The sequence below is a fragment of the Undibacterium sp. WLHG33 genome (assembly GCF_049544815.1).
In the GTDB taxonomy this organism is placed as follows: domain Bacteria; phylum Pseudomonadota; class Gammaproteobacteria; order Burkholderiales; family Burkholderiaceae_D; genus Undibacterium.
Genome location: NZ_CP186697.1, coordinates 3091121 through 3111456, shown reverse-complemented (window position 1 = coordinate 3111456; position 20336 = coordinate 3091121). Strand labels below are relative to the sequence as shown.

The following is a 20336-nucleotide window of genomic DNA, read 5'->3' as shown; positions in this document are numbered from 1 at the left end:
CTCTCCGGCTTTCCAGGCTTATGACAACTCAGACTAAAAAACGTCCCCGTGTACCTGTGCACGGTGTTTTGCTATTGGATAAGCCGGTTGGCTTTTCCAGTAATGACGCCTTGATTAAAGCGAAACGCTTGCTGAATGCGATGAAGGCGGGTCACACGGGTACGCTGGACCCGTTTGCGACTGGCTTGTTGCCTCTATGTTTTGGCGAGGCAACCAAGTTTTCTCAGGACTTGCTGGAGGCTGATAAGACCTATACAACTGTCGTCCATATCGGTGTCACCACGACGACCGGGGATACTGAGGGTGATGTACTTGAAACCAGAAGCGTGGATGTCTCTGAAGAGCAGATACGGCAGGTTTTAAAACAATTCACTGGCCCGATTGCGCAGGTGCCTCCTATGTATTCGGCGCTGAAGCGTGATGGTAAACCCTTGTATGAGTACGCAAGAGCCGGCGTCACCCTTGAACGCGAGGCGCGTCATGTGGTGATCCATGAGCTGGAATTTCTTGCTTATGATGCTCCCTTGCTCAGCCTGAGAGTGAAATGCAGTAAAGGGACGTACGTTCGCGTCTTGGGTGAAGATATCGGCGCGGCGCTGGGATGCGGTGCGCATCTGAAAGAGCTGCGCCGGATTCAGGTCGGTCATCTGGTATTGGAGAAGTCCATTACGCTGGACTTTCTGGAGTCTTTGCCTGAAGAGCAACGACTGGCCTTGCTTGATCCTGTGGACGCTTTGCTGTCGAGTTTTCCGGTAGTACATTTGAATCAAGAACTGGCCCGACGTTTTCTGCATGGGCAAAGGCTGGCGTTGGGCAAAGAAACTGTCAGTCTGCCGCAGGTCATTGGCAGAGTCCGGGTGTATCGGGACTCTGACGGGCAATTGCTGGGCTCAGCCCAGTTACAGGAATTCGGTATCCTTGCGCCGGAACGTCTGATCAATACGCAGGAATCATAGTTATCCGTATAAGGTTTAACTGTGGATGTTGTGCAGCAGGTGTGAGCTTGCAACAGCATCGCCAGTCATCATTATCGTTGTCATCGCTTTGTAGCAACTCCTTGAAATAATAGGTGTTTTATGCTTTTGCGTTGCAGCATGTTATAATCGTGGGTTATCCGATTTACCCCAAATGAACGTTACCATGTCCACTACAAAACGCGCTATTCGTAACATTGCCATCATCGCCCACGTTGATCACGGCAAAACCACACTGGTTGACCAATTATTGCGTCAATCCGGCACTTTCCGCGAAAACCAACAGGTCGATTCCCGCGTGATGGATTCGAATGATATTGAAAAAGAACGTGGTATCACGATTCTGTCCAAAAACTGCGCGGTGGAATACAAAGGTACGCACATTAACATCGTTGATACGCCGGGCCACGCTGACTTTGGTGGTGAAGTGGAACGTGTATTGTCCATGGTTGACTCGGTTCTGTTGCTGGTCGATGCGCAAGAAGGTCCGATGCCGCAAACCCGTTTCGTGACACGTAAAGCACTCGCGCTGGGTCTGAAGCCTATCGTCGTTGTGAACAAGATCGACCGTGAAAATGCTGATCCGCAAAAAGCAGTTAACGCGACTTTCGAACTGTTCGATAAACTCGGTGCAACCGATGAACAACTGGATTTTCCGATTGTTTACGCATCCGGTTTCAAAGGTTACGCCGGTCTGGAAGACACAGTACGCGAAGGTAACATGGAGCCACTGTTTGACGCGATTCTGAAACACGTTCCGGCACGCGAAGATGATCCGGATGGTCCGTTGCAACTGCAAATCACATCTCTCGAATACTCCTCTTACGTTGGTAAAATCGGTGTTGGCCGTATCCTGCGTGGCCGTATCCGTGGTCTGCAAGACGTCGTCTGGATGAACGGTCCGGAAGACAAACCAACCAAAGCCCGTATCAATCAGGTGCTGACATTCAAAGGTCTGGATCGCGTACTGGTTGATGAGGCACAAGCAGGTGACATCGTCCTCATTAACGGTATTGAAGAAATCGGCATCGGTTCCACGATCTGTGCGCCGGACGCGCCAGAAGCCTTGCCTATGCTGAAGATCGATGAACCTACATTGACGATGAATTTCATGGTCAACAGTTCACCACTGGCCGGCCGCGAAGGTAAATTCGTGACCACACGTCAGATCCGTGACCGTCTGGAACGCGAACTGAAATCGAATATGGCGTTGCGCGTTGTTCAGGCTGAAGGTGATGATTCCTGCTACGAAGTGTCCGGCCGCGGTGAGTTGCATCTGACAATTCTGATCGAAAACATGCGTCGTGAAGGCTTTGAGCTGGCAGTTTCCCGTCCACGTGTCGTGTTCAAAATGGTGGATGGTGTGCGTTACGAACCATACGAAAACCTGACAGTGGACGTTGAAGAAACCAATCAGGGCGGCGTCATGGAAGAATTGGGTCGTCGTCGCGGCGATCTGCAAAACATGGAACCGGACGGCAAAGGTCGTGTACGTCTGGAATACCGTATTCCGGCCCGTGGCCTGATCGGCTTCCAGGGTGAATTCATGACATTGACTCGCGGTACAGGTCTGATGAGTCATGTGTTTGATGATTATGCACCGGTTGACAACAGCAAAGGTGAGCTGGCTGGTCGTCGTAACGGTGTGCTGATCTCTCAGGAAGACGGCGCAGCCGTGGCTTATGCGATCTGGAAACTGCAGGATCGCGGCCGTATGTTCGTCAGCCACAATGACCCGGTTTACGAGGGTATGATCATCGGTATCCATTCCCGCGATAACGATCTGGTTGTGAATCCGGTTAAAGGTAAACAGCTGACTAACGTTCGCGCTTCCGGTACAGATGAAGCTGTGCGTCTGGTTCCGCCAATTCAATTGTCGCTCGAGTATGCAGTTGAGTTTATTGAGGATGACGAACTGGTTGAAGTGACACCGAAGAGTATCCGTTTGCGTAAGCGTTTCCTGAAAGAACACGAACGTAAAAAAGCATCACGCGAAGCGTAATTGCTGAGGTATTCATGCGCTGTGGCGCATGAAGATCAACCCGTTTCGCTCTTGCCACAGGTGGGAGTCAAACGGGTTTTTCTATCGAGCAGACCGGGCTGCCTCCGGGTTTGATTCACCGGGCGGCGACAGCGACACTGCGGAACCGGTAATCGCTGGATCAATTGATAAGCAGGTAGGGAATGTCAAACAAGCTAAGCCACCGTGGCGCGGTGATTCTGATGATAGTGACCGCCACTTTGTGGAGTATTGCCGGGGTCTTTACGCGGCATCTGGATTCGGCAAAAGGGTTTGAAGTAACGTTCTGGCGTAGTTTGTTTGCGGCCGTGTTCGTCATGGTGGTGATGTTGAAACAATACGGACGTGGCTTTGTTCCGCGCTTACGCCTGCTTGGTAAGCTGGGATTTTTATCCGGTTGTATGTGGGCGACCATGTATTCCTGTTTCATGATCGCCATGACCATGACGACAGTGGCGAATACCTCGATCATGGAAAGCCTTGCGCCTTTATTTACCGCATTTCTGGCCTGGATGATTTTGCGTGAACGGATACCGGCACGCACATGGTGGGCAATCGCTGCCGCCTGCCTCGGCATGGGATGGATGTTTGCGGGCAGTTTGTCAGAGGTCGATCAGCGCGGTTTGCTCGGCATGCTGATTGCACTGGGGGTGCCGGTTGCCGCTTCCGTCAATGTGATCCTGATGAAAAAAGGCGGGCATGCGGTTGATCTGATTCCGGCAGTATTTCTGGGTGGTTCTATTTCTGCGCTGGTAATGCTGCCGTTTGCCTTGCCATTGCAGGCATCGTTGCATGATGTATTGTTGCTGGCAATTCTGGGTTTTTTTCAACTGGGCTTACCGTGCATGTTGATGGTCAGGGCTTCCGCCAGTCTGAGCGCGCCGGAAATTTCCCTGCTGTGCCTGCTGGAAGTACTGCTGGCACCGATCTGGGCATGGCTGGGGGCGGGTGAAATGCCCGCACAGGCAACGATCACCGGTGGGGCGATCGTATTGATTGCGCTGATACTGAATGAACTGGCGTCGATGCGCGAGAGTGCATCCTGAATAATGCAGCGTTGTCCGGTAATGGTGCCAGCCTGTTGTTATATTTGTTAATGTAATTATTTAGTGCGATTATTTTTGTACAGTTATTTTGTACGATTATCAGTCGCCAATATTTTTTTCGGATGGTTCTGCTATGTTAAAAGCCCCTGAACTCTTACTGCCAGCGGGTTCGCTGGAAAAAATGCATGCCGCTTTCGACTTCGGTGCTGACGCGGTGTATGCCGGTCAGCCACGTTACAGCCTGCGTGCGCGTAACAATGAATTTTCGACGCTGGAAGTGTTGCAGCAAGGGATTAATGATGCCCATGCACGTGGCAAATTGTTTTTTGTTGCAAGCAATATTTTCCCGCATAACTCCAAGCTCAAGACCTATCTGCGCGACATGGAGCCGGTGATCGCCATGAAACCGGATGCGCTGATCATGGCTGATCCTGGTCTGATCATGATGGTACGTGAAAAATGGCCGGAAGTCCCTGTGCATTTGTCGGTACAGGCGAATGCGGTGAACTGGGCAGACGTCAAATTCTGGAAAAAAATGGGCCTGACCCGTGTGATTCTGTCACGCGAACTGTCACTCGATGAAATCGAAGAAATCCGTCAGGAATGCCCGGATATGGAGTTGGAAGTGTTTGTACACGGCGCGCTGTGTATCGCGTACTCCGGCCGCTGCCTGTTGTCCGGTTACTTCAATCACCGCGATCCGAATCAAGGCACCTGCACCAATTCCTGCCGCTGGGATTACAAGGTTTCCAATGCATCAGAAAACGAAACCGGCGATCTGGTGAATATTCCGGTCGAAACCATCAAGTTCGATTTCAATAAAGCCCTGGAAGATGCGAATCAGTCGTTCTCTGCGATGGGCGATATGAAGCGTCATCCACTAGCAGACCGTCCTTACCTGATCGAAGAAACCGGTAAGCCGGGCAGCCTGATGCCGATTCTGGAAGATGAGCACGGCACCTACATCATGAATTCCAAAGACTTGCGCGCGGTGGAACACGTCGAGCGTCTGGCGAAAATCGGTGTGGATTCCCTGAAGGTGGAAGGTCGTACCAAGTCGCTGTATTACGTGGCGCGTACTGCTCAGGTGTATCGTCGTGCGATTGACGATGCGGTGGCTGGTCGTCCGTTTAACCCGCAATTGCTGGGTGAGTTGAATGGTCTGGCGAACCGTGGTTATACCGACGGTTTTTATCAGCGTCATCACACGCAAGACCATCAGAACTACATGGAAGGCGTATCGCAGGCGCACCGCAGCCAGTACGTTGGTCAGGTGTTGAATGTGGCCGATGGCTGGGCGGAAGTAGAAGTGAAAAACCGTTTCGCCGTCGGCGATCAGATCGAAATCATTTCGCCGAATGGCAATGAAATCGTGACGCTGTCCGAAATGCGTAACAAAGAAAACCAGTCACTCAACATCATTGGCGGTGCAGGTCATACTGTGCGCATTCCGCTGGATGCGAAATACGAAAAAGCCTTGCTGGCAAAAATGCTGTAAGCACTCAATACCGCATGATACATGCGGTATTGAAGCAAAATTTGGATACTCCCCCCTGTTTTTTGTAAAACACCCCTGATGTCCTTATAAACAAAGGTGGTTTTAGGATACTCCGGGGGAGTATTTTTATGTCGCTGAATCGCATGGTTTCTCTTTTTCCACATAGCCGGTGTCCTATCTACTCATACTTGCGCTGACGCTGTCTTACTACCTGCTGCTCAGTCTGCTGTGTTTTCTGGTTTATTTTTACGATAAGCAAGCGGCGATTCAGCGCAGATCACGCGTTCCCGAAAAAAAACTATTGTTGCTGAGTCTGATCGGTGGCTGGCCCGGGGCGTTGTTGGCACACAAATTTCTACGCCACAAGTCGGTGAAGCGATCGTTCCTGCGATGGTTTTTTCTGATGCTGGTGCTGCACTGGCTGTTCGTATTGGCGTTGCTTGCCGCCTGCGTATTTTTCTCAACCGTGCATTAAAAAAGTGGCTGTCGTCACATTGATCTGTTTGCGTGATCTTCCATTGGAAACGTGATAAAACACAGATGCTGTACATGTCTGCCAATTTTCTTATCCTTCATTTCAGCTCATTGACTTTCTATGGATTTGTTTGACCGCCTCACCGACGACGAATTACCCATCGTATATGCCACGGCTTTATATACCGCACCGCTGAGCCAGACCAAAGCGCTGGAGTTAATGCAGTTGCGCGGTGCGAAAACCCTGATGGGTAATCCCTACGATGCGAAGCTGCTCAAAGATCTGATGCTGGATTTGTGCAAGCGTCAGGTTTTGCGGCAGGAAATCGGCCTGGGTTATATCTTGCGTGATGACTGGCGCATGCCGGTATTGCTGCGTTTGCAGCAGAGTGGCGGTATGAAATTATGGATCAGCCAGATTCGTGATTTATTGAAAAAGCACGGCGAATATCAGCACTGGAAATCCTACGATGCCGAATTTTACAGTCGTGAAATGCTGTTTTCCGTGCTGCTTGGCAGAACCGATGAGGCCTTGCTATGGCGTGAAAAATTTCTCAGTGTTAAAAACGATCATGCGCTTATTCCTGGTGCAGAATTTTTCCAGCATGAAGATGGTATCCGCTTATTTTCTCAACTCCGGCCGATTGATCAGGGCATGGTGCTGACGGATATTTTTGTCAAAGCGAACTGGGAGTTACTCGATTGCCGTCTGGCGTACGAATACGCTTGTCAGCAGATGGATCAGGAATCCAACAGCTGGCCGCAATTGATGGGGCTCGTTGCTTGGCAAGCCTTATTGCGCGGCGACTTCGAGCGCCTCGCGCGGTTGCAGCGTCAGTTGCCGCCGCAATTTCAGGGCGAAATGCTGATTGCGATGGCGGTCTTGCAAAACAAAATGCCGGTTGCCGTCGGGCTGGCGCAAACCTATGCGCAGATGCAAAAAGCCAGCAGTGGTAAGCGGAAAATTTTTATTCCCGATTTACTTGGTTTGCTGAGTACGGTCGCTATGCTGGCAAAGAATGACACCGGTAGTTTGCAATTAGCGAAAGCGCAGGTGGATGAGGGTGTGAAACAGCGACATGCGTTCAGCTACTATGTTTTGCAGCCGCTGACGAATCACATGGCGCAAGGCGTCGTGTTACCGGTATCGCATTTTAATGTTCGTACTGCACATGATATCGACGCCTTGTTTGAGGCAATCGGTGCGTACTGGCAAGACGCACCACCTCATCCGCGCTTGCACGCAAAGCTGCTGGAAATGCGTGAGACCATGGTTCGCTTCGGCTATCAGTGGGTAGCGGCGGAGCTCGATGTCTTGCTGGTGCATCAGTTTAAACAAGTGCCGCAATTCCCCGAATGGCATCGCCAGAAGAATATCCAGCCCTTGTTGCTCGCTTTGCAGCGCGAAGAAGGATGGAAGCGGGCGCTGAATGCACTGTCACAACTCAAGCCTGCCAGTGCGGCGGTTGCAGCAAAAAAAGAGGAAGAAATGCGCCTTGCCTGGTTACTGGAATTTCATTTTCAGGAGCTGAAAATTGAGCCGCGTGAGCAGAAGCGCAGTAGCAAAGGTGTCTGGAGTAAAGGGCGCCCGGTTGCATTGCGGCGTCTGGCGCAGGAGCTGGATGCTTTCCCCTATCTGACTGAGCAGGATAAACAGATTGCTGCCTGCATACGTCGCGCGTCTGACAGTTATTACGGTGGCAGTGAATTTGAAATCAATATCGATAAAGCGCTGCCGTTTCTGGTTACACACCCTGCGGTGTACTGGTCGGATGCGCCGGATGTTCGCATTGATGTCGTTAAAGGCGATATCGCGTTGCAGTTGAAAGAGAATGGCGATCAGATCAGCTTGCAACTGGAACCATTCATCAGCGCGGATGCGAGCGTAGTCTGGAAAAAAGAAACGCCGACCCGTCTGGCCGTGTACACCTCCAGCCCGGAAATCAAACAGATTACTGGCATCCTTGGCCGCGGCCTGACGGTGCCAGTAACAGCCAAGGCGCAGTTAGTCGATGTGATTGCCGCGATTGCGCCGCATCTGGCAATTCATTCTGATTTACCGGAGCTGGCTGCGCATATCACCACGCTGGCCGCAGACCAGACCATGTTTGCGCATTTACTGCCCTTGCAGGAAGGCTTGCGCGTGCAATTGCTGATGCGGCCTCTGGCGGATGGTGGCTGGTTTCAGCCGGGGAAAGGCGCGGTCAATGTGCTTGGGGAGCAGGCGGGCGTGCCGGTGCAGGCGAGTCGCGATCTGCAACAGGAAAAAGCTCTGATGCAATTCGTGCTCGATGCCTGCCCCGCACTTGCCCATGCCGAAGAGAGCGGACAGGAATGGCAGTTGCAGCATCCTGAACAATGTCTGGAATTGCTGGAGCAATTACGCGCCGTGCCTGCGGAGCGCCTGCAACTGGTGTGGCCTGAGGGCGAACGTTTCCGGTTGAGAGGCAGTCGTTCGCTGCAGAATTTACGCCTGACGATTAAAAAGCAGGGCGAGTGGTTTGTTGCTGGCGGCGAGTTATCGCTGGATGACGGGCGGGTGTTGGCGCTGCGTGAACTGCTGCAAATGGCAGGATCAGCTCGCGGACGTTTCCTGCAATTAGGTGAGAATGATTATCTGGCGCTGACCGACAGTTTTCGCAAGCGGCTCGATGAGTTGCGCGCATTAGGTGAAGTAGGTGCCGATGGCATACGCCTGAATGCGCTGGCGGCACCTGCGCTGGCAGAACTGGTTGCGGAAGCCGGCGAAATAGAAGCCGATGCAGCCTGGCGTGAGCAAGTGAATAAACTCGATGCGCTGGCAGATTTTTACCCGCAGGTTCCTTCTACGCTGCAGGCAGAATTGCGCGACTATCAATTGGCGGGTTACCAGTGGCTGGTACGGCTTGCGCACTGGGGTGTCGGTGCTTGTCTGGCGGATGACATGGGCTTGGGGAAAACTGTGCAGACGCTGGCCTTGTTACTGGACAGAGCGCCGGGCGGACCTGCGCTGGTGGTGGCACCGATTTCGGTGGCGATGAACTGGCAGTCAGAAGTCATGCGCTTTGCGCCGACGCTGAAGGTGCGGGCGTATCACAGTCATCGTTCACTGGCTGATCTCGGGCCTTTCGATCTGGTCATTGCCAGTTACGGCATGTTGCAGTCGGATGCCGGGGCTTTCGCTGCGCAACATTGGCACAGCGTGGTGCTGGATGAAGCGCAAGTCATCAAAAATTCCGCAACCAAGCGCAGTCAGGCAGCGATGGCATTAACGGCAGATTTTAAAATGATCGCCAGCGGCACGCCGGTAGAAAATCATCTGGGTGAGTTGTGGAATCTGTTCCGCTTTATTAATCCCGGCTTGCTCGGATCTAAAGAGCGTTTTACCGATAAATTCAGTACGCCGATAGAGCGCGGTGACAAGCCCGCACGTCAGCATCTGAAAAAGCTGATACAGCCGTTCATTTTACGGCGTACCAAAACCCAGGTGCTGACAGAGTTACCACCGCGTACCGAGATTACCTTGCAAGTTGAGCTGAGTGATGAAGAACGCCATTTGTACGAAGCTTTGCGGCAGGAAGCGATGGATAAAATTGCCTCGCTCAGTGCGGAAGAAGGGCAATCGCTGAAAGTGCTGGCAGAGATTACCAAACTGCGCCGTTTTTGCTGCCACCCGCAACTGGTATTAAAAAATTCCACAATCAGCGGCAGTAAGCTGGCGGTGTTTGAAGACACCATCGATGAATTGCTGGACAACCGCCATAAAGCACTGGTGTTCAGTCAGTTTGTCGATCATCTGGCGATCGTACGCGACAGCCTTGATAGGAAAGGTATCCGTTATCAGTACCTCGATGGAAGTACCTCTGCAACCGAACGCAAAAAACGCGTTGACGCATTTCAGGCCGGTGATGGTGATGTGTTCCTGATCAGCCTGAAGGCGGGCGGCACAGGACTGAATCTAACCGCCGCCGATTATGTCATTCATCTCGACCCGTGGTGGAATCCGGCGGTCGAGGATCAGGCCTCTGATCGCGCGCATCGCATGGGACAACAAAGACCGGTCACGATTTATCGTCTGGTGACACAAAACACGATAGAAGAAAAAATCATCGCCTTGCATGCGGAAAAACGAGATCTGGCAGACAGTCTGCTGGACGAGGGCGACGTTGCGGCACGGCTCGATACGGCTGCATTACTACGCTTGCTGAAGGAAAACGTTTGATATCTTCGTGCGCGCGCTGGTGAGCCGCCTGCTGACCAGCGCAACGTGGCAGTGAGTCAGCAAGGTAGCGAGGTACAATAGCGGTTTGCTTAACGCTGTATTGTATTTATTGTGACTACTCAAGTTTTGCCTCCCCGCCGCGTCTCCGTGGCCCCGATGCTCGATTGGAGTGACCGCCATTGCCGTCAGTTTCATCGCCATATCACCCGCCATACCTGGCTGTACACCGAGATGGTGACGACCGGATCGCTGTTTCATGGTGATCTGCAACGGCATCTGGAATTTAATCCCGGCGAACATCCTGTCGCGTTGCAGCTCGGCGGTAGCGAGCCTGCTGATCTCGCACATTGCGCCAAACTGGGCGAAGAGTGGGGATATGATGAAATTAATCTGAATTGCGGTTGCCCGTCTGAGCGCGTGCAGAAAGGCGCTTTCGGCGCTTGCCTGATGGCAGAGCCGCAACTGGTGGCGGATTGCGTGAAGGCGATGAAAGATGCGGTCTCCATTGATGTCACGGTCAAGCATCGCATCGGTATTAATGATGTCGATTCGTATGAATTTATGCGTGACTTTGTCGGGCAGGTCGCTGATGCAGGTTGCAAAACCTTTATCGTGCATGCGCGAACTGCAATCCTGAAAGGCTTGTCGCCGCGCGAAAACCGTGAGATTCCGCCGCTGAAATATGATTACGCCTACCGCTTGAAGCGAGAGTTTCCTGAGCTGGAAATTATTCTGAATGGCGGCATTAAAACGACGGCGGAAATGCAGCAGCATTTACAGCATGTCGATGGCGTGATGATAGGGCGTGAGGCATATCACAATCCTTATTTTATGGCGGACTTTGATGCGCTCTTTTACGATGACATGACCCCGGTCAAAACCCGTGAAGAAATTCTGCATGCGATGATTCCGTATATTCATCGTCAGTTAGAATTGTATGGTAATGGAGGCAAGGGTTTGCGCCTCAATAGCGTGATACGCCACATGCTGGGATTGATGATGGGGCTGGTTGGTGCCCGTGCTTTCCGGCAAACTTTGTCCGATAGTAAAAAGCTGGCTTCCGGTAATCCTGACATATTGCTTGAAGCTTTTGAACGCATGCAAACAGTGACTGCGTATGATCGCAGTCTCGAAGTATCTTCTCAATAATCAGAGGGCCTTATGAACATGTTTATCAAATCCATCATCGCTGCTTCCATCTCCACCTTTACTTTGGCCGCACAAGCTGAAATTGTGGTGAAGGATGCGTGGGTCAGAGCTACCGTGCCACAGCAAAAAGCGACTGGTGCATTTATGCAGATTCAAAGTACAAAAAATGTACGCCTGATCGAAGTGCAGTCGGCGGCAGCCGGTCTGGTGGAAGTGCATGAAATGAAGATGGACAATAACGTTATGAAAATGCGTGCGATTCCTCAACTGGATGTGCCGGCCGGAAAAAATGTCGAGCTCAAACCTGGTGGTTATCATGTCATGCTGATGGACTTGAAGGCACAAGCGAAAGCCGGAGATGCGGTGACACTGAAATTGATTTTCGAAGATGAAAATAAAAAACAGGAAACTGTGGATGTGAAAGCGACCGTCAAAAGTATGACAACGACGGAACACAAAATGTAAGTTTCCGGCGCACAAATTGTGACGCTTTTCTATGGCGAGTAAAAATTTGTAATAGCTTCCGGTGATGCGGGGTGGTGCAGTTATATTATTAACTGTTTCAACGCACGCTCCTCTTCTCACTGGATTGTGAGTTCATGCCTACGTAGGAATTACGTAGGCATTTTTTATTCAGACTCATTCTGACTAGACAGATTTTATGCGACGAATTTCCTTCACTAAAAGAAACGCACTCGCCATTGATATGGCTGTTGCCATATCAGACAGTGCGATCCTCAGCCGTGTTCCTTTCGATCGAATCCGTATAGAACATTTGCTGTCACGGGCGGATGATGTGCATCACCTACTGGCGCTGACACCAAAGCAAAGCGCATTCTGGCATGAAACTGTCGGCACCTTGAGCCACATCTTACGTCAACGCGAAGTGCGACGTGAACAATGGCAATCAGCGCAGCGGGAATCAATGCAGAAAGACAGCTTTGCTTTACCTGAGCTGTTTTCCCAGCTTGAGCAGGAAGAGCAGTCCGGTACGACTGAAAATATCCGTATGCGTGATTTGTGCCTGGCATTTTATGAAGCATTGCATCAGGACCAGCGGCATTTGCTGCATCGCTTTTTATCGACGCAAGTGATCAACCGCCACCAGTCATCTCTCCATCTGAATAAGCAAATACAAGAGAGGAGTGCACTGAGCTGGTCCAAAGTCTCGCATCAACGCGACTGCACGATGAATGCATTCCTCAGTTTAATGACCTGATTGCTTGAGAAAGTATTGCTATGGGGGCGAAATCCTTATATAATGCGTAGCTCACTTGGGGTAAAATTCAGGTGAAATTCAGTGGTGGTCGTAGCTCAGTTGGTAGAGTCCAGGATTGTGATTCCTGTTGTCGTGGGTTCGAGCCCCATCGTCCACCCCACAGAATTCGTTTTAAAAACAAAGGCTTACAAATTTACGTTTGTAAGCCTTTGTTGTTTCTGTAATTTGATTTTTATCTGTGTAACCACCATGTAACCAAATTCTAAGAATGTGGTTTCGCAGATAAATGCTGACTCGCTATAAACAATCGCTTCGCAGCACTCTTGGTATTTGCCGCATTACCATCTGACATACAGTGAATTTCAATTTCGCGTAAATATTGATAAATCTCTTTCTCAGATTGACGTTGAATCATTAGCTCCTTAATGTCATGCATATAGCCGTCATATTCGTCTTCAGTGAAGCCCATAGCAAATGTGGTTGGTCGTAGTTTCAGCCTAAGTATGTCCCCTCCTGTATCTTCAATATCTTCAGGAGACATCCTGTAGCCGCTTACCTTAATTGGATCCCATTTGTAAAACAGGATGAGGCGAATATAGTCTTCTAAAAATTCATCAGTAACGTTAAAAGTCGTTGTCATATTTCCTTTAGAAATTGATTAGGTAAGGTTGCAATACGTCAAAGCCCCGTAATTGCATCAGCCAGCGCGATGGAATACCACTCAAGCCAAAGCGAACACCTGCCAAGCCACCTGCGACGCAGGCGGTTGTATCGGTATCGTTACCGAATGCAATCGCTGCTTGAATCACTGCTTCATAACTGGATTCTTCCATGGCTTTTTTAGCTGACCACAAGGTATCAACGACATAGCCTGACCCCTTAGGCTGTTCCCGAAGTGGTGAGTCTAAAATCAATGCCAACTCATTCAAAAAAATAAACCGTTCTTCGCTGATATGCCAGTTTGTATAAACACGAGTGAGTCGAGTTACAGCGTCATCCCATGGTGCCTCGTTGCCTTCTAAGTAAGCACGTGCAACCAGACAATAATAGGCACAAGCCACCAAAGATCTTGGGTGTGCATGGGTTGGCAGGGATTGCAAATGCGCATCATGCACCAGAGCATCATCGGTATGACTCATATACAAAGCGAGAGGCAATACCCGCATTAAACTTCCATTGCCGTTACTCATCTCATCGGCATTGCCAGACTTGTGTGGATCAGTACCGTTCAGTAACCGATCTATCGCTTCTGAAGTTTGGATGCCGACATCAAACACCTTGTTATCGACAGCCAGATAACCATCCTCATACCAATCACATAAACGTTGAGCAAAATCGTGTATATCAAGTTTCGAATCATGATTAATGCAGGTACAAAGGCATAAGGCTTGTGCACCATCATCACTCCACGTACCAACTGGCACTTGTCTGTGACTACGACGAAATGGCGCTGGTGGAGGTACCATATCAATCAAGGATTTTTCTGGTATTTCCTCTGCGGGATGAAATTCATAAGGAACGCCAACAGCATCACCACAAAGTAAGCCAATCAGCCCTCCTAACTGTTGATTGGTTGGATTTTCTCTTTGCAAGTCAATAAAACTCTGTGGTTTTGGTATGGGGACGTAATCATCTTCCAGCTCGTCATGGATTGGATGGCTCATTGCAACAGATCTCCGTTTGGAATGGTTACAGGAACTTCTGTTTCAGAGGTGGCGTCGTCAGCATTTTCATCGGGATGCCCAAAGACTATAAATTTGTCCTCATTCTCATGTTGAATGAGACTGTCGAGTAAGCCTGAAAAACGACGGAAAACATGCATCATTTGCCCAGCGATTAAACCCAATTCATAAGACATGACGTAGCTGACAACCAGATCATTCTCATCTTTTCCCAAGGAAAAGCAGGCAAGGAACAAGTCATAGTTGTAGCGTTGTACCAGCAGCAATTTATCTAAATCAAAATAGCAATAAAAGCCAACATACTTTTTTTGTTCATCAAGGCGGATGACGATATAAAGACCGTCTACGCTACGTACTCCAAAACTGGAATTTTTAGGATTTTCGATAGTGAATCCACTATCCAGAAAATGTGCTTGCAAACTATCTAAATTCACTTCGTCTTCGGTAAATATTTTTCTCATCGCAATCTCACTTATGGTTAGCATTAATTTAGAAATGTATTGGGTGGCACGCTGATGCCGTGATTACTCATACTGCTTTCGTCTGCATCATCGTCATCAGCGTTATTAGAAAACTTGATCATGTGATCCGCGTTTTGGGTTTCGACAATGTGTTCTAACAATTCTGTATAGCGCATGGTGACTTTCATGAATTGCGCAAGATTTAATCCTTGTACAAAGCTCATGTAATAAATCACCAGCAAATCATCATCTTTGTCCAAGCAAAAATTAGCCAAAAATAATTCAGAATTAAATTTCTGTACTAATTGCAATTTGCTTTCGTATGTTCGTGACGGATCAAGAGGTAAGAAAGTAGAAAATCTGAGAAATTTTCTCTCTTCATCAAAAGAGATCCTAAAATTCAGACCGGCTCCGGTAACCAGTAGAATCCAGGAACCACTCTTGTTAAATTCCTGCTTGACGACTTCGATTCCGCTGCATTCGAGATGATTGGCAATGGTGTGCGGATTCACTTGGGTTTCTTCTAAAATTGTCATCATTATTTTTGATCTGATAAAGTGAAATAGTTGACGGTTTGTTTGTTAAGCCTGATAAATCAGGCGACCATTGTCATCAACAACTCGCACCTGCATGTTCGGAAATTGTTGTTTTAATTGATCCGCACGCATAATTGCACTTCGCTCGCTGTTGTCCTTCATATAGGTATGCCAAAAACTTGTATTGGATGGACGTTGTTGAGTGCTGTACATAGTCATCTCCTCTTGTAGTGCTATAAATTTATAGCTGTTTATTGCGACAGAAGATGTCGCTTTGAATGTTAATTACTATCTGATACTGATTACGCAGCGGCCAGGTAATGCTACTTTTTCAGTAGTGCCAATGAAATTACCTTGCAGATCAAACTGAACAATCAGATCTGGCGTATAAGCAATACAAAACCCTAGAACTCCACCAAAAAATCCATGAAGCATACGTATCTTGTTCGGATACTTGTGAATGTATTGGAGGACGCAATCTGCGTAGTCCTGCTCGTCGACATCGGTAATATCGACGTGTTGTGTTGTTCCGGTGATGCCAGCCATCGTGATGGATGTCGGGATCGATAGTTTTGTAAGGAAAAAGGCTTGTGGTTTGAAATGCTGACGTCGCAGGGCATCATTTTCAGAGGCTATATCCGCCTTTGTTTGCTCGATTACATATTCAACCATCTCAGTTGAGACATTCAATGCTGCTGCCAGAAATGGCACAACTTGTTCTGCAAGCTGCCAATGTGCTTGAAACAAATGATGCAATTTCTTTTGTTTTCGTTTGAAATTGCGCATCTCCATTTTGAGGATAAATGCGTCTTCAGTCAGACCTAGTTGTTGAATGCGGTGGCGGATAAATACCTCAATCCGCAAAGGATGTATTGGTTGCTGTTGTGCTGTGTTGGCGTGCATGAATATCTCCTGTTTAGCGATAATTAAATTGGGGTCGCAAGCTGGAACAAATCCCCCTATGGGTGCTTCTTTTGAGAAAAAACTAAATTCGTTCCCAAGGTAAATCGATATCGGTTCGCCCAAAGTGTCCGTAGGCAGCAGTTGGATAATAGATTGGGCGTTGTAGTTGCAGGTGGTTAATGATTCCACGCGGTGTAAGATCAAACTCGGACGACAGAAGTGCTGTGATGTCGCGCTGTGGATCTGTTGCTGTGTTAAATGTCTCAACAGAAAAACTGACAGGCGTGGCAACGCCAATGGCATAAGCCAGTTGAATTAATGCCTTGCCTGCCCAGCCGCGTGCGACGACTTGTTTTGCTAAATATCTCGCCATGTAAGCAGCAGAGCGATCTACTTTTGAGGGGTCTTTACCTGAAAATGCACCACCACCATGAGGTGCAGCACCACCATAGGTGTCCACAATGATTTTGCGTCCTGTTAAGCCGACATCACCTTTTGAGCCACCGATCACAAAGCGACCAGTAGGATTAATGAATGCTTTGAAATGAGCAGAGCGTAATTCTCGAGGAATCACAAAATCAATAATATATTTTTCCACATCGCGATGGACTTGCTCTTGACTCACTGCTTCATCGTGCTGCGTAGAAAGAACAACGGCTTCCACTTCAGTAGGTCGACCATTCACATATCGAAATGTGACTTGTGATTTTGCATCAGGTTTTAACCATGGCAGCACACCTGATTTGCGCAGTTCTGCTTGCCGCTTGACCAAGCGATGTGCATAAACGATAGGAATAGGCATGAGTTCTGGTGTTTCATCACAGGCATACCCAAACATCAACCCTTGATCGCCAGCACCTAACACTGATGCAGACGCGTTATCCGCTTCAGGCTCAGTTGCTTGAATTGGACTCTTTCTGCCACGATCACCAAAGTCGATGAGTGCAACAGGGGTGGGTTTGATCTGACGATCAACGCCTTGGCTGATATCATCTGATTGCGTATTGAAACGAATCTGTATTTCACAAGCATCAGGATCAATACCCGTAGCTGCATTGCGATAGCCTGTATCGCGTAATACTTCGCGAACTAATTGCTCCGCCTGATCTCTTACTGAGGTGAATATCTGATGGTCGCGTGTTTTGAATTCACCAGCGACGATCACACATTGATCTGCCAGCATGGTTTCACAAGCAACCCGTGCATTTGGATCAAGTGTCAGGAACGCATCAAGGATACGATCAGAAATACGGTCGGCAAGTTTGTCTGGGTGTCCTTCAGACACAGATTCAGACGAAAATAAACCATTTTGAATATGCATAGCATTCTCCTGTTTAGCGACGTTCAACAAAATGTAGGGAGTCGCAATCTGGATCAAATCCTCCCAGCCTGTTATTTTTTTCGGCAGACCGACCGAGTAACGCTGTATTGCAATAATGCTTTTCTGCTGTTGGAGTGCAACTAAAAAAAATAAGAAATTATCTTAGTAAAATCAATTGTGGAATCGCATCTGCATCGCACCAGACAATCGCATTTTGAGCGAATTGATTCGCTAATTTCTTAGCAGCTTCCAGCGACATGCCCAAAACAAAATTACTTGCTTCAGCATGCCATTCTCCTGAAAGATGCCGACCTTCGCCATCACAAAAGATCAAACTGCGTTTGCGCAACTCAGTTGCCAATCTCAGCTGATGCTCTTGATTTTGACTATCGCTCAATAGCACACTGTACGGATTGCATGCTGTGATTAACGTACCGCTGTTAGCGCCAGATTCTTTATAGAGTTTCTTAAGTTCTGTACTAGGAATGCCAATGCGCAATGTGAATGGCAGTAAGCCATTGACGTGATAATGCGTTTCTTGGTAAGCAGCAATCGTTGCTGCATCAATCGTCGTCGTAGAAAACAAAAAACCCTCCGTAGCTGGAGGGTCGACGCTGGCTGTTTGGTTGCTCTTTTCAGAGCCACATTTGCTTTTTAAGCAGACCACCTTGCACAGTGTAGCAGGTTGGTTTAGGGCGTCGACCCTAGATCTCAATGTATGGTTGACGTTATACAGAAAACATTTTTCGATGTCAACCATCAAAGTTCTCATTCAAATTTTTCAGCACAGTACCGGAATATCTGAATGCACATCACAGGCTCAAGAATAACTTCTTCATGCGACAAATTTTGTCGTATTAAAGCAGGGTTGATACTATTTTATATGCGACATATTTTGTCGTTATTGAAATGTAGAATCTATACTGCTTATTCATGCTTTGAAATGCTATTCCTCGCTATTTTTGAAAATGACGCTGAATCAGAACGACCGAAGCTGAACCAGATAAACAATTTAAGGAGAAAAATTGCTGCGTGAAACCTTGGAGTTTGCACTGAAGTTGAAGCGTCCTTATGCTGGGACAGGCGTTGCTGCATTGGCAGAGTTTTTATTGGCATTACCATCTGCTTTTGAGGATGACTTTGGAAATATTCATGTTCCTGTCGGTCGCTCCACAACATTGTTCAGCAGCCATATCGATACGATGCATCAAGGAGATGGCATTAATCCTTATAAAGTCATATTTGATAAAGACGAGCCAAGTAAATGCTTACGGTATCGAGCACTAGCCGAATGTCTGGGAGCCGATTGTGCTGCAGGCGTTGCGCTGATGGTCAGCATGATTCATGCGCGTGTTCCTGGATACTATGTTTTTCACGATGGCGAAGAGCAAGGGTGTTTAGGTAGTCGGTTTCTCGCTCAGGAGACCTTATTCTTACAGCAGTTTCGACGAGCAATCGCTTTTGATCGTAGGGGCAGTAAATCGATTATCACGCATCAATCTGGAATTGAAACTGCCAGTCCACGATTTGCCGCTGATCTTGCAGCCGACTTTCTACAGCAAGGCTTACACCTGGAACCGAATGACCGTGGTGCGACGACAGATGTGTTTCATTATCGTGAAATTATTCCTGAATGTACGAATGTCTCTGTCGGCTATCACTTTGCACACTCGCCAAAAGAATGGCTGGATTTGGTTTATTTAGAAAAAATCGCCTTAGCATGTGCTAAAGTTCGATGGGAAAATTGTAAATAAATTCACTAATGATGCTGTGCTCGGTCAACTAATCAATAATTTGAATAATGAATGACACGCTGTTACGCCAGTGGGCGATGCTTAATTACATACCTCGTTATCCGCGCAAAGTCGATGTCGCTACGTTGGCAGCCAGATTATTCGCTGCAGGGTATGAAATTTCCAAGCGCTCTATCCAACGTGATCTGATCACATTATCTCAGGTCGTTCCTTTAGTGTCTGATGATGCAAAGCCTCAGGGATGGTCATGGAAGGCTGATGCTGCACAATTAGAATTGCCGACGCTAGAACCTCAGGCAGCGCTGACTTTTCAGCTTGTAGAGCGTTATATGCAGTCCTTGCTGCCTTCTTCTACCTTGGCATATCTTCAGCCTTGGTTTAAGACTGCCAGAGCAGTCTTAAATCAGCATGACACCAGTATCGCGTCGTGGCCAGACAAAGTACGTGTCTTACCAAGAGGCGTTCAATTATTAGCGCCTGTGATAGACGAACAAGTGCAAGCGGTGATCTATCAATGCCTTTCAGAGAATAAGCGTGTTCAGATTACTTATCTACCTCGCGCAAGCAAAGAAGTAAAAGAATACATGATCAGCCCATTGGCTTTGGTTGTGCGCGATAAGCTTATTTATTTACTTTGCACGATGAAAGAGTATGCAGACATTCGCCAATTAGCCTTACATCGGATCAAAACTGCTGAAATCACCGAGAAAGAGATTAACCGCCCGACTGACTTTGATGTGGACACTTATATCGCGTCAGGAGCATTTGGCATTTTAGATGTTGCGACGACGATGAAGTTAGTAGTGAATTTTAACGTGGATGCCATCGCTCATCTCACTGAAACATCGATCTCGTCAGATCAAAAAATAGAAGAAAAAGAAGGTGGAATTTACACTCTCACAGCGACCGTGCCAGATAATCTGGAAATCTGCTGGTGGTTATTGGCGTTTGGAGATCAGGTCGAAGTAATCAAGCCTGAAAAATTACGGAGAAAGATTAAAAATATTGCGCAGTCAATGTGTCGTCGGTATGAGCGGGATGACGTTAAGTTGAGCTATTAGTGGTAATTAATGCAGAAAATTTTCTTACTGCTTTTAG

General features: G+C 48.3%; 19 protein-coding genes, 1 tRNA gene and 1 riboswitch. Of the genes, 12 read left to right on the top strand and 8 right to left on the bottom strand.

Annotation, left to right across the window (positions count from 1 at the left end; genetic code table 11):
* The first annotated feature begins 20 nt into the window (after window positions 1-20).
* From truB to ACOTSW_RS14095, 10 genes are all read left to right on the top strand, one after another.
* The gene (gene truB / locus ACOTSW_RS14140; protein WP_423679701.1) at window positions 21-956 is read left to right on the top strand and encodes a tRNA pseudouridine(55) synthase TruB; all 936 of its coding nucleotides are present in this window, start codon (window positions 21-23) and stop codon (window positions 954-956) included.
* Between the two features lie 184 nt (window positions 957-1140).
* Window positions 1141-2976: a translational GTPase TypA gene (gene typA, locus ACOTSW_RS14135; protein WP_423679700.1), complete on the top strand. Its 1836-nt coding sequence runs from the start codon at window positions 1141-1143 to the stop codon at window positions 2974-2976.
* A gap of 182 nt (window positions 2977-3158) precedes the next feature.
* Entirely contained in the window at window positions 3159-4040 is an 882-nt protein-coding gene (locus ACOTSW_RS14130; RefSeq protein ID WP_423679699.1) for a DMT family transporter, read from the top strand.
* A gap of 133 nt (window positions 4041-4173) precedes the next feature.
* Window positions 4174-5538, top strand: coding sequence for a tRNA 5-hydroxyuridine modification protein YegQ (gene yegQ / locus ACOTSW_RS14125; RefSeq protein ID WP_423679698.1), 1365 nt, complete (start codon window positions 4174-4176; stop codon window positions 5536-5538).
* Window positions 5539-5707: 169 nt separating this feature from the next.
* A complete protein-coding gene (locus ACOTSW_RS14120; protein WP_423679697.1) occupies window positions 5708-6013 on the top strand; it encodes a DUF1294 domain-containing protein in 306 nt (101 codons plus the stop codon).
* Window positions 6014-6133: 120 nt separating this feature from the next.
* Window positions 6134-10213 carry a DEAD/DEAH box helicase gene (locus tag ACOTSW_RS14115; protein ID WP_423679696.1) on the top strand — a complete coding sequence of 1360 codons (4080 nt, stop codon included), beginning with the start codon at window positions 6134-6136 and terminating at the stop codon, window positions 10211-10213.
* Window positions 10214-10324: 111 nt separating this feature from the next.
* Window positions 10325-11362 (top strand): tRNA dihydrouridine(20/20a) synthase DusA, encoded by a 1038-nt coding sequence (dusA, locus tag ACOTSW_RS14110; RefSeq protein WP_423679695.1) that lies wholly within the window; start codon window positions 10325-10327, stop codon window positions 11360-11362.
* Between the two features lie 12 nt (window positions 11363-11374).
* Window positions 11375-11827: a copper chaperone PCu(A)C gene (locus ACOTSW_RS14105; protein ID WP_423679694.1), complete on the top strand. Its 453-nt coding sequence runs from the start codon at window positions 11375-11377 to the stop codon at window positions 11825-11827.
* A gap of 196 nt (window positions 11828-12023) precedes the next feature.
* Window positions 12024-12581 carry a hypothetical protein gene (locus ACOTSW_RS14100; RefSeq protein WP_423679693.1) on the top strand — a complete coding sequence of 186 codons (558 nt, stop codon included), beginning with the start codon at window positions 12024-12026 and terminating at the stop codon, window positions 12579-12581.
* 84 nt (window positions 12582-12665) lie between these two features.
* Window positions 12666-12741, top strand: a tRNA-His gene (locus tag ACOTSW_RS14095).
* A 102-nt stretch (window positions 12742-12843) separates the two neighbouring features.
* Here the strand turns inward: ACOTSW_RS14095 and ACOTSW_RS14090 are convergent.
* From ACOTSW_RS14090 to ACOTSW_RS14055, 8 genes are all read right to left on the bottom strand, one after another.
* Window positions 12844-13221, bottom strand: a complete 378-nt coding sequence (locus tag ACOTSW_RS14090) for a hypothetical protein (protein WP_423679692.1) — start codon at window positions 13219-13221, stop codon at window positions 12844-12846.
* A gap of 7 nt (window positions 13222-13228) precedes the next feature.
* Window positions 13229-14245, bottom strand: a complete 1017-nt coding sequence (locus ACOTSW_RS14085; RefSeq protein WP_423679691.1) for an ADP-ribosylglycohydrolase family protein — start codon at window positions 14243-14245, stop codon at window positions 13229-13231.
* The gene (locus ACOTSW_RS14080; protein ID WP_423679690.1) at window positions 14242-14724 is read right to left on the bottom strand and encodes a hypothetical protein; all 483 of its coding nucleotides are present in this window, start codon (window positions 14722-14724) and stop codon (window positions 14242-14244) included. Before ACOTSW_RS14080 ends, ACOTSW_RS14085 begins: the two co-directional genes overlap by 4 nt.
* A gap of 23 nt (window positions 14725-14747) precedes the next feature.
* The gene (locus ACOTSW_RS14075) at window positions 14748-15260 is read right to left on the bottom strand and encodes a YbjN domain-containing protein (protein ID WP_423679689.1); all 513 of its coding nucleotides are present in this window, start codon (window positions 15258-15260) and stop codon (window positions 14748-14750) included.
* Between the two features lie 45 nt (window positions 15261-15305).
* On the bottom strand, window positions 15306-15473 hold the full coding sequence (locus ACOTSW_RS14070; RefSeq protein ID WP_423679688.1) for a hypothetical protein: 168 nt from the start codon (window positions 15471-15473) through the stop codon (window positions 15306-15308).
* Between the two features lie 75 nt (window positions 15474-15548).
* Complete coding sequence (locus ACOTSW_RS14065) at window positions 15549-16163, bottom strand: hypothetical protein (protein ID WP_423679687.1); 615 nt, start codon at window positions 16161-16163, stop codon at window positions 15549-15551.
* Between the two features lie 82 nt (window positions 16164-16245).
* On the bottom strand, window positions 16246-17484 hold the full coding sequence (metK, locus tag ACOTSW_RS14060) for a methionine adenosyltransferase (RefSeq protein WP_423679686.1): 1239 nt from the start codon (window positions 17482-17484) through the stop codon (window positions 16246-16248).
* Between the two features lie 157 nt (window positions 17485-17641).
* Window positions 17642-18070: a DUF3293 domain-containing protein gene (locus ACOTSW_RS14055; RefSeq protein ID WP_423679685.1), complete on the bottom strand. Its 429-nt coding sequence runs from the start codon at window positions 18068-18070 to the stop codon at window positions 17642-17644.
* Between the two features lie 26 nt (window positions 18071-18096).
* A riboswitch (SAM-I-IV-variant riboswitch) is annotated at window positions 18097-18207 on the bottom strand.
* A 302-nt stretch (window positions 18208-18509) separates the two neighbouring features.
* On the opposite strand from ACOTSW_RS14055, the gene ACOTSW_RS14050 reads away from it, so the two are divergent.
* Together ACOTSW_RS14050 and ACOTSW_RS14045 are read left to right on the top strand one after the other, a co-directional pair.
* A complete protein-coding gene (locus tag ACOTSW_RS14050; RefSeq protein ID WP_423679684.1) occupies window positions 18510-19238 on the top strand; it encodes a M28 family peptidase in 729 nt (242 codons plus the stop codon).
* 47 nt (window positions 19239-19285) lie between these two features.
* Window positions 19286-20299: a helix-turn-helix transcriptional regulator gene (locus tag ACOTSW_RS14045; RefSeq protein WP_423679683.1), complete on the top strand. Its 1014-nt coding sequence runs from the start codon at window positions 19286-19288 to the stop codon at window positions 20297-20299.
* Window positions 20300-20336 lie beyond the last annotated feature (37 nt).